A 12,550-nucleotide genomic window follows, 5' to 3' on the forward strand; every position below is an offset into this window, starting at 1 on the left:
TCAGGTACAACGATGCACCCGACCACCGACAACCGCCCCGCACTGCTCCTGGCCATGGGCGAGGGCGTGGCCGAACGCCTCTTCACCCCCGCCCACCGCACCCGCCTCGCGTCCCTCACCCGCACGGACCCGCACCTGGTCGCCCACGACCTGACGTCCCGGGACCCACGGATCACCACCGCCCTCGCCGAGGCCGAGATCCTCCTCACCTGCTGGGGAGCGACCCCGCTCACCGCCGAGGTCCTCGACCGCGCACCGCGCCTGCGGGCCGTCGTCCACGCGGCCGGCTCGGTCAAACACCACATCACCGAGGCCTGCTGGCACCGGGGCCTGCGCGTCACCTCGGCCGCCGCCGCCAACGCGCTGCCGGTCGCCGAGTACACGCTCGCCGCGATCCTCTTCGCGGGGAAACGGGTCCTCGGCTCGGCCCAGCGGTACGCCGAACTCCGCGCCGACCACGCCTGGCTCACCGAGTCCGCCACCTGGGGCAACTACCGCCGCACGGTCGGCATCGTGGGCGCGTCCCGCATCGGCCGCAGGGTGATCGACCTCCTGCGCCCCTTCGACATCGAGATCCTCCTGTACGACCCGTACGTCGACGTCCCGCCCCCCGGCGTGGAACTGGTGACGGACCTCGACGAACTGTGCGCCCGCAGCACGGTCGTCTCGGTCCACGCCCCCCAGCTCCCGTCCACGTACCGCATGATCGGCGCGCCCCAGCTGGCGGCGATGCCGGACGGGGCGACCCTGATCAACACCTCCCGAGGCTCCCTGATCGACGAACAGGCCCTCCTCCCCCACCTCCTGGCAGGCCGCCTCCACGCCACCCTGGACGTCACGGACCCGGAACTCCCACCGCCGGACTCCCCCCTCTACACCCTCCCGAACGTCCTGCTCACCCCGCACGTGGCGGGCTCCCTGGGCAACGAACTCCACCGGATGACGGACCAGGCGCTGGAGGAGGTCGCGCGGTACGTCCGGGGCGAACCCTTCGCGGAGGAGGTCAGGGCGTCAGACCTCCAGCGCTCGGCGTAGGCGGTCGGCCTCGGCGAGGACGAGGGGAACCGCCTCGGGCGCGACGGCGAGCACGGCCGGCAGCACGGACCGCCAGCCCCCGAGCCGCAGCGCGAGGACGGCCCAGCGCCGGGCCAGGGCGGGGTCGGGTCCTGCACGGGCCAGCAGGGCGTACGCCTCGCCGCACTCGCGCCCGATGTGGTGCATCCCGCCGAGCAGCGCGGCGGCACGGTCGCACTGACCGGCTCGGACGAGTTCGGTGACCAGCTCGGCGAGTGCGTGCTTCACCCAGCCCGTCCTGGACCGGAAGAAGTCGACCGCCTCGTCGTACGCACCGATGAGGACCAGCGCGAGCTCCGTGACAGCGGGCTGCCTCCGCCGCACCAGGGACTCGGCCCCCGAGCGGGCCCGGCGGGTCTCTCCGAGTCCGTAGTCGGCCCGTACGGCGTCGAGCGGCAGATACCCGTCCTCCGCCGCCACCCCGTGTACGACCTCGAGCAAGCGCCGGGCGTCGTCGAGGCGGCCCTGGCGTACGCACTCCAGGGCCAACCCCGCGGACACCTCCTTGACGTGCGGCGGCCAGGACCACTTCGCCGCCAGCTCCGACGCACGCTCCCAGGCGCCCGCCGCGGCGAAGATCACGGCCGCCTCGCCGAGGAGGTTCGGCGGCGCGTCCCGATGGCCGACCAGGCTCAGGGCACGGTCGAAATCCCCCGCGGCCGCATGGGCCGCGACGACCCGGGGCAGCAGGGTCCGGCGCTCGTGCTCGGTCCCTTCCCGGGCGCGGGCCTCCGCCCACTCCACCCGGCCCACCGCGAGCGCGGCGGAGACGACGCTCTCGGAGTCCAGGCCCGGCTCGTCCTCCACGGCCCGGAAGAGGTCCGCCGCCTCGTCGCGCCGACCGGCCTCCCCGAGGGCCCGGACGAGCGCTGCCAGATCCCCGGCGAGGGCCTCACGGGGAAGGACCCGGCTCCGCTCCTCCTCGGCGGTGAGCAGACTCCGGGCCTCCACGGCACGACCGGCGCCGTACAGCGCCTCCGCGAACACGGCGCGAGCCTCCGTGTTCCCCTCGATCCCGTCGACCAGCGCGCGGGCACGGTCGGACGCGCCCTCGGTGACCAGTCGGCGCAGGAAGACGCCGAGCACCTGGAGTCGCTCGGAGCTTTCGCCCACCCTTCTCCACCACGCGCCCGGGTTCTCCACGAGCCTTCCGCAGAGCGTGGCGACCGTGTCCAGGTCTCCGCGCGCCAGCAGGGCCGACACGATGGCCGGCCAAGGATCGTTCCAGGGCATCTCCTCCCTCGGGGCGACGGCCATGGCCTGCTCGACGGCGCCGGTCAGAGCCAGTTCGCGAGCGGCATGCGCGCGTACGAGGATCCACTCGGTGCCTTCCATGGTCCCGGCGACGTCCCAGGCCTCGTCCCACCAGCCGTTCCTGAAGAGCGCGGAGGCGAACCCGGCGGCTCCCTCGTCTCCGCTGTCCGCACGCGCCGCCGCGACCTCCCCCGCGGCGACGAGTTCATCGACCAGGGACACCCTCAGGGCAGACTCCCGGGGCCCCAGGCTCAGCCGGTCCAGCATCGCCGCTTTCAGCGCGGCGTCCGCCGCGCCGGGATGCCCGGCCGCTCGCAGCGCGACCGACGCCCGGAGCAGCACCGCCGCACGCCCGCCGGGTGCCTGCTCCGGCCGGTACGCCTCCCGTTCCGCCTCGGTGACACGGCCCGCGTCGATCAGCGCCTCGACTATGCCGGCCCTGGTCCGGGCCCCGCTGCCGTCGTCCGGCTCGTCCCGCCCCACTCTGACGGCCTGCTCGTACCGTCCCGCGGAGAGCAGGCCGTCCAGCAGCGCACGACGGGGCCCGCGGGCTTCGTAGGAGCCGATCGTCGTCAGCCGCCGCTCGGCACGGTCGTACGCGCCGAGCCGGACGAGCAGCCGGGTGACCGCGGCGGCCGCCAGGTCGTACGAGTGAAAAGGACGGGTCGACAGGGCCTCCGTCAGCTCCTCGGCCTCGTCGACGAGCTCCATGGCCCGCTCCCGCGTCCCCCCGTCCAGCAGCTTGCCCGCCACCGTGCAGAGTCCCGCGACGGCGGCCACTCCCTCCATGCTCCGCGCGAGCGCCACGGCACGGTCCGGCATGCCCACGGCCGCCCAGCCGCTCAGCAACGCGAGGGGCACGCTTCCACTGACCCGGTCCAGCCTCGACCTGCGCATCGCCAGCCTCAGCGCCGCCGCCACCGAGCCTTCGCGCTCCGCCGCGCCCAGGACCACGTCCGCCGCCGCCCCGATCTCCGCCAGCGCCGCCGCGTCGCCCCCTGTCACGGCGAGGAGCCGGGCGTGCCGCCGCCCGTCCCCCACGCATCGCACCAGCCGCTCGACGTCCCCCTCCGCCCGCAGCATCGGCACGTACCCGTGCAGCAGGTAGTCCGGGGTCCCCTCCGGCCAGCCCCGTTCCCGCCAGTGGTCCGCCCACGCGTGCAGCACCGCCCGCCACCGGGCGAGTTCCCGCTCCCCCAGCATCTCCCGCGCTCCGGTGGCCAGTTCCTCGTGCGCGAGCAGGTACGTTTCGCCCCGGACCGCGAAGGTCCGCCCCGGGCCCGTCCGCAGCACGTCCCGCACCCGGTACGGCACTCCCTCCGTCAGCTCCGCGAGGTCGTCCGCCGTGAGGCCGCCCCCCGCCGCCGTGAGCAGGGCGAGCAGGTCGTACGGGAGACCGCCCGCCTCCAGGAGACGCTTCAGCTCGCGTTCCGCGTCCGTGCGGATCGCGTGGGCCCTCGGGGACGGTGTCAGGGTGCGGACGACCGCGGACCTGAGCGGATGGTCCTCGGGGACGTCGGCCGGGAGCGGCGGGTTCGGGCGGCCCGCGACGATCACCCGGAGGTCGTACGGCAGCAGGCTCGCGATCGAGTGGGCGTCCGCTCCCGTCGTCACACCCCGGTCCTCGTCCAGCCCGTCCACGAGGAGGACCAGTCGCTCGCCGCGCGCCGCGCAGGCCTCGGCGGCGGAGGCGTACAGGCGCAGGAGGTGGGCCTCCCTGGTCGCGGCCGTCAACAGGGCCGGCAGGCCCTCGCCCGCCAGTTCCGCGAGTTGTTCCAGGACCACGTCCGTGTACGCGGCGACGTCGTTGTGGGCGCCGAGTCGGGCGGTGACGAAGAAGGGGACGATCCGTACGCCCGGCGGCGGGTCGAGGGCGAACCACGCCATCAGCGCCGTCTTCCCCGCCCACGCGCCCGCGCGCCAATGCGCGTACGCCGGCCCCGAGTCGGCGCGGCAGAACTCGGCCAGCTCGGCCAACTCCTCCTCCCGGCCGACGAGTTCCGGCGGGGCGATCCGGCGGACCTGCTCCCGGTAGGCCGAGCGGACCGCCTCCCCGGCCCCGACCGTGATCCGGTTGTGGCTGCCGACCACCACGGTTCCCTCGCCGTTGTCGACCGTGACCGACCGTGCTCCCCCTGCCCGCTCCATGCGTCCAACCTAGACTGGAGGGGTCCCACCTGGGTCGGGATCGGGAGGCGTCATGACGTTCACGCAGATCATCGACTTCAAGACCAGCCGGGTCGACGACATGAACCGGCTCATGGACCGGTGGATCGAGCAGACCAAGGGCAAGCGGACCGCCACCCACAGCGTCCTCGGCAGAGACCGGGCCGATTCCACGCATCTCGTGGAGATCATCGAGTTCCCGTCGTACGACGTGGCCATGCGGAACTCGCAGCTTCCCGAGACCGATCGGATCTTCCGGGAGATGGTCGCGCTCTGTGACGAGATGCCGACCTTCACCGACCTGGACGTGGTCCGGGACGAGGCCCTGTACAAGAACAACGCCCGGCGTTTCCTGGAGATGATCGCGACCGAGCCGGAGCTCGCGCTGCTCGACGAGCTGCTCGCCGAGGGGTGCCACTTCCGCAATCCGGCCAACGCCCAGGACACCATCGGCATGGACGCGTTCCGGCGCGAGGTGGAGATGTGGCGGGGCGGCTTCGACTTCGCCTTCACCGTGGACGACCAGATCGCCGAGGGCGACCGGGTCTGCACCCGCTGGACGTGGAAGGCCACCCACAACGGCGACTTCATGGGGCTCCAGCCCACCGGTATGGACGTGACCATGACCGGGGTGATCATCCACCGCTTCCGGGACGACGGGAAGATCGTCGAGGCGTGGTGGCATTACGACATGCTCGGGCTGATGGCGCAGCTCGGCGCCGTGGAGGGATAGCGGGAGAAACGCCGAGGCCCGGTGCCCCCGCGACGGGGGCACCGGGCCTCAGTGATCAGTTACGACACGCGTCAGTGCGAGTGGCCGTGACCGTGGCCGTGACCGTGGTCCGCCGGCTCCTCTTCCTTCTTCTCCACCACGAGGGTCTCGGTGGTGAGGAGGAGGGAGGCGATCGAGGCGGCGTTCTCCAGGGCGGAGCGCGTCACCTTCACCGGGTCGATGACGCCGGCCTTGACCAGGTCGCCGTACTCGCCGGTCGCGGCGTTGAAGCCCTGGCCCTTGTCGAGCTCCGCCACCTTCGAGGTGATGACGTAGCCCTCGAGACCGGCGTTCTCGGCGATCCAGCGCAGCGGCTCGACGGCGGCGCGGCGGACGACCGCGACACCCGTGGCCTCGTCGCCGGTCTTGCCGAGGTTGTCCTCGAGGACCTTGACGGCGTGGACCAGAGCGGAGCCACCACCGGAGACGATGCCCTCCTCGACCGCGGCGCGGGTCGCGGAGATGGCGTCCTCCAGACGGTGCTTCTTCTCCTTGAGCTCCACCTCGGTGGCGGCGCCGACCTTGATGACGCAGACGCCACCGGCGAGCTTCGCCAGGCGCTCCTGCAGCTTCTCGCGGTCCCAGTCGGAGTCCGTGGACTCGATCTCGGCCTTGATCTGGTTGACGCGGCCGGCCACCTCGGACGAGTCGCCGCCACCGTCGACGATCGTGGTGTCGTCCTTGGTGATGGTGACGCGACGGGCGGTGCCGAGCACGTCGAGACCGGCCTGGTCGAGCTTGAGGCCGACCTCCTCGGCGATGACGGTCGCACCGGTGAGGGTGGCGATGTCGCCGAGCATGGCCTTGCGGCGGTCACCGAAGCCGGGGGCCTTGACGGCCACGGCGTTGAAGGTGCCACGGATCTTGTTCACGACCAGGGTCGACAGGGCCTCGCCCTCGACGTCCTCGGCGATGATCAGGAGCGGCTTGCCGGCGCCGGCCTGGATGACCTTCTCCAGGATGGGCAGCAGGTCCTGGATCGAGGAGATCTTGCCCTGGTTGATCAGGATGTACGGGTCGTCGAGGACGGCCTCCATACGCTCCTGGTCGGTCACCATGTACGGGGACAGGTAGCCCTTGTCGAAGGCCATGCCCTCGGTGAAGTCGAGCTCCAGGCCGAAGGTGTTGGACTCCTCGACGGTGATGACACCGTCCTTGCCGACCTTGTCCATCGCCTCGGCGATGAGCTCGCCGACCTGCTGGTCCTGCGCGGAGAGCGCGGCGACGGCGGCGATGTCGGACTTGTCCTCGATCGGGCGCGCGGTGGCGAGCAGCTCGTCGGAGACGGCCTTGACGGCGGCGTCGATGCCCTTCTTCAGGGCGGCCGGGGACGCACCGGCGGCGACGTTGCGCAGACCCTCGCGGACCAGGGCCTGGGCGAGCACGGTGGCGGTGGTGGTGCCGTCGCCCGCGATGTCGTTGGTCTTGGTCGCCACCTCCTTCACCAGCTGGGCGCCGAGGTTCTCGTACGGGTCCTCGATCTCGACCTCGCGGGCGATCGTGACACCGTCGTTGGTGATGGTGGGGGCGCCGAACTTCTTGTCGATGACGACGTTGCGGCCCTTGGGGCCGATCGTCACCTTCACCGTGTCGGCAAGCTTGTTGACGCCGCGCTCAAGGGCGCGACGGGCGTCCTCGTCGAACTTCAGGATCTTCGCCATGGGAGCGGTTCAGCCCTCTCGGAATCGGGGTGGAACGAACCGCGCCCCGGGGCGCCTGGAAGGGGCCTCGGGGCGCAGCTCTGAGCATCTGCTTCAGTGCTCGGTACTTCAGGTACTTCGGTACGTCGGTGAATTACTTCTCGACGATCGCGAGCACGTCGCGAGCCGAGAGGACGAGGTACTCCTCGCCGTTGTACTTCACCTCGGTGCCGCCGTACTTGCTGTACAGCACGATGTCGCCGGTCTTGACGTCGAGCGGCAGACGCTCGCCGTTCTCGAAGCGGCCCGGGCCCACGGCCAGGACGACGCCCTCCTGGGGCTTCTCCTTGGCGGTGTCCGGAATGACCAGGCCAGAGGCGGTGGTCTGCTCGGCGTCGAGCGGCTGGACCACAATGCGGTCCTCGAGCGGCTTGATGGCAACCTTGGAGCTGGTGGTCGTCACGATCCGACCTCCCCCTTCGGAGATCTCGGGGTTAACTGTCTGAGGTGGCGACCAGGTGGATCCGTCGTCGCGGGTGCCGGACCTGCCCGTCGCTCTGTTGGCACTCTCCAGTGGTGAGTGCCAGAGCCGAGACTATGACCGCGATTAGCACTCGGTCAAGCGGAGTGCCAATTCCTCACTCGTGGCGGTGTCCTCGCGGCGCGGAGGGGCCTCAGTGACCCCGGCCGCCCGGCACCGGCGGCAGCTCCGTCGACGCGTGGTCGGCCGCCGGCGCCGGCTTCGCGTCGCGGGGGCCGACGCGTTCCACCGCCTTCCGGCCGAGCCGCTCGATCGAGTCCACGGTCGAGGCGCAGCCGGTGAGACCCAGCACGAGCACCGCGGCCAGCAGCGCCGGCACCCGCCGCCCGGTCGCGGAGGACCCCTGCCGTCCGGTCGCGGATGCCCCCCGTCGTCCGGTCACGCGTGGTCCCCGTCGTCCGGTCACACGTAGTCCTCGAGCTTCGCGACCGCGTACCCCTTGGCCGTGATCACGTTCATCACCCGGCGGATCATGTCGGGCATGGAGCCCTTCCAGTCCTGCTTGCCCCGGAAGTGGGTGAGGACGATGTCGCCGGGGTGCAGGTCCCGGTCCCACTCGCGCCACTCCATGTGGTCGGGGAACGCCTCGGAGGCCCACAGCGGGACGGCCTCGACCCCGCAGGACTTGGCGGCGCGCAGGGTGTCCTCGTTGTAGTTGCCGTACGGCGGGCGGAAGAGCGGGGGCCGCTTGCCGAATCGTTTCTCGATGACGTCCTGCATGCCGCAGATCTCGCGCTTCTGCTGCTTGTACGAGAGTCCGGGCAGGTAGCGGTGGTTGAGGGTGTGGTTGTGGAGGGAGACCCCGGACTCCTGCGACTTCTGCATCCGGGCGAAGTAGCCGTAGTCGTCCTTGACGACGTAGTCGCTGAGGAAGGCGCTGTAGGGGATCCGCAGTTCGTTCATCATCCGCAGCAGCGCCGGGTCCTTCTCCGCGCCGTCGTCGATCGTCAGGAAGACGACCTTCTGCTTGGTCGGCACGGTGGTGAAGACGGGCGGGAGTCCTTCGCCGTCCGTCTCGAAGCCCTTGCGGGTGGTGATCTTCGGCTTGACGGCGGGCGGGGCGGGCGCTTCGAGCGGGGGCTTGGCGAGGCCCCACTTCTTGGCGGCGAGCACGCGGGCGGTCCGCCGCTTGTGGACCTTCTCGACGTACGCGTCGAGCGCGCGGGCCGCACTCTGGCCCTGCACCTGCCTCTGGGCCTGCTGCCCGGCGGCGGGGGCGGGCGCGCCGCGGTCCGGCTCGGCGCCGTCGGAGCAGGCCGTGGCGGCGGAGGCGAGAGCGGCGACGACGAGCACCGCCCCGAGCGCCCGAGTGGAACCGTGCACACCTTTTGCCATCGTTTATTCCTTTTGTCGTACGAGTCGTATGGCGCCGCATCCTGTCAGCGCGGGAGCCCCTCGCGGGGTACGACACCGCCGTACGTGCCCTCGGTCCCCCGGCCGGCCCACAGCATCACAGGGCCCACAATGGGACGGGTGACCGACCTCGCCTCCTTCGCCCCTCTGCTCGGCCCCGAGGGCCAGACGCTCCTCACCGCCCTGCGCGACTACGACCCCGCCCAGGAGCTGGCGGTCGCCTCCCGGCTGCGCCGTGACCACCCCGCCGAGCTGGTCACGGCGGCCATCGGGCAGGCGCGGCTGCGGCAGCGGGCGGTGGCGAAGTTCGGCGCGGAGGACGCGTACCGGATGTACTTCACCCCGAACGGCGTCGAGCAGTCGACGCGCGCCTCGGTCGGCACCTACCGGGCGGCCCGCATGAAGGCGCTCGGGGTACGGAGCGTCGCGGACCTCTGCTCCGGGATCGGCGGCGACGCGATCGCGCTCGCCCGTGCCGGGATCTCCGTGCTCGCCGTCGACCGCGACCCGCTCACCGCCGAGGTGGCCCGCGCCAACGCCGAGGCCCTCGGCCTCGCGGAGCTGATCGAGGTGCGGTGCGCGGACGTCACCGACATCGACACCGCCCCGTACGACGCGGTCTTCGTCGACCCGGCGCGGCGCGGCGGCCGGGGCCGGATCTTCGACCCGGAGGCGTACTCCCCGCCGCTCTCCTGGGCGGTCGAGGCGGCCCGCAGGGCCCCGCACGCGGCGCTCAAGGTGGCCCCGGGCATCCCGCACGAGGCGGTTCCCGACGAGGCCGAGGCCGAGTGGATCTCGGACGGCGGGGACGTCAAGGAGGCCGTCCTCTGGTTCGGTACGGAACCGGGCGCCCGCCGGGCCACCCTGCTGCCCTCGGGCGCGGGCCTCACCGGCCGCGGCCTCCCCGACCCGGCGGTCCGCCCGGTCGGCCGCTACCTCTACGAGCCGGACGGCGCCGTCATCCGCGCCCACCTGGTCGCCGAGGTGGCGGAGGACCTGGCCGGTGGCCTGATCGACGAGACGATCGCGTACATCACGGCGGACGCGCTCGTCCCGACCCCGTACGCCGCCGCGTACGAGATCACCGACGAACTCCCCTTCAACCTGAAGAAGCTGAAGGCCCTGCTGCGGGAGCGCGAGGTCGGCACCCTGACGGTGAAGAAGCGCGGCTCCGCGGTCGAGCCCGAGGAGATCCGCCGCAAGGTGAAGCCGAAGGGCCCCCACTCGGCGACGGTCCTGCTCACCCGGGTGGCGGGAGCGCCGACGATGCTGATCGGGAGGCCGGCGGGGGGTCGGTGAACCGGCGGAGGCGGCGGTGAGCCGCGGAGGCGGTGAGCCGCGGAGGCGGTGAGGCGGCGGTGAGCCGGTGGACCCCGCCGCTCAGGCGGCCGTGCTCGCCTCGGACCGCCGCCGGCCCGTCAGCCGTACCGCCAGGCGGTAGTGCCCGATGGCCTTGACCAGGCCCGTCAGGCCGGTGACCCAGAGGATCAGGGCGACTCCCATGCCGTAGGCGACCAGTCCGTAGCCGTCGTCCCGGCTGACGCCGGCCGGGACCGCGAAGCCCATCCAGAGGCCGAGTCCGCACATCGCGAAGGACATCAGCAGCCAGTTGACGCTGAGGCCGGGCGCACGCAGCCGGGCGTCCGTCGGGCCGTGCCGGTCCAGGGCCGCCCACTGGACGAGGCGCTCGCGGATGATCCGGTCGCGGCGCAGGCTGCGGATCGTCAGCCACACGGCGGGGACGAGGACGCCGATGCCGAGGGCCGCCGCGAAGAGGTCCATCATCATCATGATCGGGTCGAAGACGGGTCCGCCCAGCGAGGTGAGCAGGACGCCGATCAGGGACCAGCCCAGCTGGAGCAGGAGGAACCAGAGCAGGAACAGCGCGAGCCGCCCGGCGCCGAGCAGCCGTCGGGCCAGCTCGTCCAGCGCCCGCGCCCGGTCGGCGAGGCGCGCGTCCCGGTCGGGCCAGCTCTGGATCTCGGCGGGCGGGGGCGGTGGAGGCAGCGGATTGCGCGGGGACATGCCAAGCACCCTACGGGCGCGTCACGAAGCCTCCAACTCCCGCGCCCTCCCCCGCAGCAGCTCCCGCTCGCTCTCGTTGCGGGTGAGTTCCGCCGCCGCCTCGAACTCCGCCCGCGCCTCCTCCGTCCGGCCGAGCCGGGCCAGCAGGTCGCCCCGCACGCTCGGCAGCAAGTGGTAGCGCGCCAGGCCCGGTTCGGCGGCCAGGGCGTCGACGATCGGGAGCGCCGCCGCGGGGCCCTCGGCCATCGACACGGCGACCGCGCGGTTCAGCTCGACGACCGGTGAGGGGGTCAGGGCGCCCAACTTCCCGTAGAGCGCGGCGATCGTCGCCCAGTCCGTCTCCTCGTACGAGGCGGCCCGCGCGTGGAGGGCGGCGATCGCGGCCTGGAGGGCGTACGGCCCGTAGGAGCGCCCGTCCCCGGCGCGTTCGAGCGCGGCGTATCCGCGCCGGATGAGGAGCCGGTTCCAGCGCCGCCGGTCCTGCGCGGCGAGCAGCACCGGCCGCCCGTCGGGTCCGGTCCTGGCCGCCGTCCGCGAGGCCTGGAGCTCCAACAGGGCGGCCAGACCCTGCGCTTCGCCCTCCTGGGGCACGAGCGCGGCGAGGACCCGGGCGAGCCTCAGCGCGTCCTCGCACAGGCCCGGCCGCAGCAGGTCGCCGCCGGCGGTCGCCGCGTACCCCTCGTTGAAGATCAGGTAGATCACTTCCAGGACGGAGCCGAGCCGGGCCGCCCGCGCCTCCCCGTACGGCACCTCGAACTCCACGCCCGCCTTCGCGAGCGTCCGCTTGGCGCGGGTGATCCGCGCCGCGACGGTCGCCTCCGGTACGAGGAAGGCGCGGGCGATCTCGTCCGTCCGGAGCCCGCCGACGAGCCGCAGCGTGAGAGCCGCGCGGGCCTCGGCGGAGAGCACCGGGTGGCAGGCGGTGAAGATCAGCCGCAGCACGTCGTCGTCGATGTCCCCGGGGCCCGAGGGCTCCGGGTCGTACGACTCCTCGTCGAGCGTCCTGCCCACCTCGGCGAGCTTCCGGGCGTACGTCTCGCGGCGCCGCACGAGGTCGACGGCGCGGTGCTTGGCGGTGGCCGTCAGCCAGGCTCCCGGCCGCTCCGGGACCCCTGTCCGCGGCCACTGCTCAAGGGCGGCGACGAGCGCGTCCTGCGCGATCTCCTCGGCGATGCCGACATCGCGGACGATCCGCGCCGCGGTGGCGACGATCCGCGCCGACTCCATCCGGAAGACCGTCTCCAGCGTCTCCTCGACCGTCTGTGCCGTCACGTCTCACATGACAGCACACGACGGGCTCGGGGACCGGTCAGCCTTCCGGCATCTCCTCGACCTCGCGGACCTCCAGGCCCACCTTCCAGTGCGGCGGGTGGACGGCCAGGAACCGCTTCCCCCACTCGACGGCCTCGGCCATGTCCTTGCACTGGAGCATCGCGTAGCCGCCGACGACCTCCTTGGTCTCGGTGAACGGTCCGTCGGTGTACGACAGCTTCCCGTCCGACCAGGTGATCCGGGTGGCCTCGGCGGTCGGCCTGAGCCCGGCGGTGTCCACCATGGCACCTGCCTTGGTGATCTCCTCGAAGAGCGCGCCCATCCGCTCCTCGAAGCCGGGGTCGGCGCTCTCCATGTCGATGGTGTTCTCCTCGATGCGGACGAGGGACAGGAAGCGGGGCATGACGACTCCTCGATGGTGCGGCGGCGGGGCCGTTCCCCGCCTTCCACACA

The 12,550-nt window shown here is 72.4% G+C and carries 11 protein-coding genes; 3 read left to right on the top strand and 8 right to left on the bottom strand.

Features of this window, described 5'->3' with window-relative positions; all coding sequences use genetic code 11:
- Positions 1–12: 12 nt before the first annotated feature.
- Complete coding sequence (locus OG259_RS16880) at positions 13–1,035, top strand: hydroxyacid dehydrogenase (RefSeq protein ID WP_328943038.1); 1,023 nt, start codon at positions 13–15, stop codon at positions 1,033–1,035.
- Here the strand turns inward: OG259_RS16880 and OG259_RS16885 are convergent.
- On the bottom strand, positions 1,012–4,476 hold the full coding sequence (locus OG259_RS16885) for a hypothetical protein (protein ID WP_328943039.1): 3,465 nt from the start codon (positions 4,474–4,476) through the stop codon (positions 1,012–1,014). The two genes, OG259_RS16880 and OG259_RS16885, sit on opposite strands and share 24 nt — an antisense overlap.
- A gap of 52 nt (positions 4,477–4,528) precedes the next feature.
- On the opposite strand from OG259_RS16885, the gene OG259_RS16890 reads away from it, so the two are divergent.
- Positions 4,529–5,227, top strand: a complete 699-nt coding sequence (locus OG259_RS16890; protein ID WP_328943040.1) for an ester cyclase — start codon at positions 4,529–4,531, stop codon at positions 5,225–5,227.
- Positions 5,228–5,298: 71 nt separating this feature from the next.
- Here the strand turns inward: OG259_RS16890 and groL are convergent, their stop codons facing one another.
- The 4 genes from groL to OG259_RS16910 all read right to left on the bottom strand — a co-directional run bounded on the left by groL (position 5,299) and on the right by OG259_RS16910 (position 8,782).
- Entirely contained in the window at positions 5,299–6,927 is a 1,629-nt protein-coding gene (gene groL / locus OG259_RS16895; protein WP_328943041.1) for a chaperonin GroEL, read from the bottom strand.
- A 133-nt stretch (positions 6,928–7,060) separates the two neighbouring features.
- The gene (groES, locus tag OG259_RS16900; protein WP_017239619.1) at positions 7,061–7,369 is read right to left on the bottom strand and encodes a co-chaperone GroES; all 309 of its coding nucleotides are present in this window, start codon (positions 7,367–7,369) and stop codon (positions 7,061–7,063) included.
- A gap of 211 nt (positions 7,370–7,580) precedes the next feature.
- On the bottom strand, positions 7,581–7,829 hold the full coding sequence (locus OG259_RS16905; protein WP_328943042.1) for a hypothetical protein: 249 nt from the start codon (positions 7,827–7,829) through the stop codon (positions 7,581–7,583).
- 20 nt (positions 7,830–7,849) lie between these two features.
- Positions 7,850–8,782, bottom strand: a complete 933-nt coding sequence (locus OG259_RS16910) for a polysaccharide deacetylase family protein (protein ID WP_328943043.1) — start codon at positions 8,780–8,782, stop codon at positions 7,850–7,852.
- Between the two features lie 129 nt (positions 8,783–8,911).
- On the opposite strand from OG259_RS16910, the gene OG259_RS16915 reads away from it, so the two are divergent.
- Complete coding sequence (locus OG259_RS16915) at positions 8,912–10,099, top strand: THUMP-like domain-containing protein (RefSeq protein WP_328943044.1); 1,188 nt, start codon at positions 8,912–8,914, stop codon at positions 10,097–10,099.
- 81 nt (positions 10,100–10,180) lie between these two features.
- On the opposite strand, the gene OG259_RS16920 is transcribed toward OG259_RS16915, so the two are convergent.
- From OG259_RS16920 to OG259_RS16930, 3 genes are all read right to left on the bottom strand, one after another.
- Entirely contained in the window at positions 10,181–10,825 is a 645-nt protein-coding gene (locus tag OG259_RS16920; protein ID WP_328943045.1) for a hypothetical protein, read from the bottom strand.
- A gap of 21 nt (positions 10,826–10,846) precedes the next feature.
- Positions 10,847–12,052 (bottom strand): RNA polymerase sigma factor, encoded by a 1,206-nt coding sequence (locus OG259_RS16925; protein ID WP_328947106.1) that lies wholly within the window; start codon positions 12,050–12,052, stop codon positions 10,847–10,849.
- An 82-nt stretch (positions 12,053–12,134) separates the two neighbouring features.
- Positions 12,135–12,500: a YciI family protein gene (locus OG259_RS16930; RefSeq protein WP_266895502.1), complete on the bottom strand. Its 366-nt coding sequence runs from the start codon at positions 12,498–12,500 to the stop codon at positions 12,135–12,137.
- Positions 12,501–12,550 lie beyond the last annotated feature (50 nt).

Source organism: Streptomyces sp. NBC_00250 (genome assembly GCF_036192275.1).
Classification (GTDB): Bacteria; Actinomycetota; Actinomycetes; order Streptomycetales; family Streptomycetaceae; genus Streptomyces.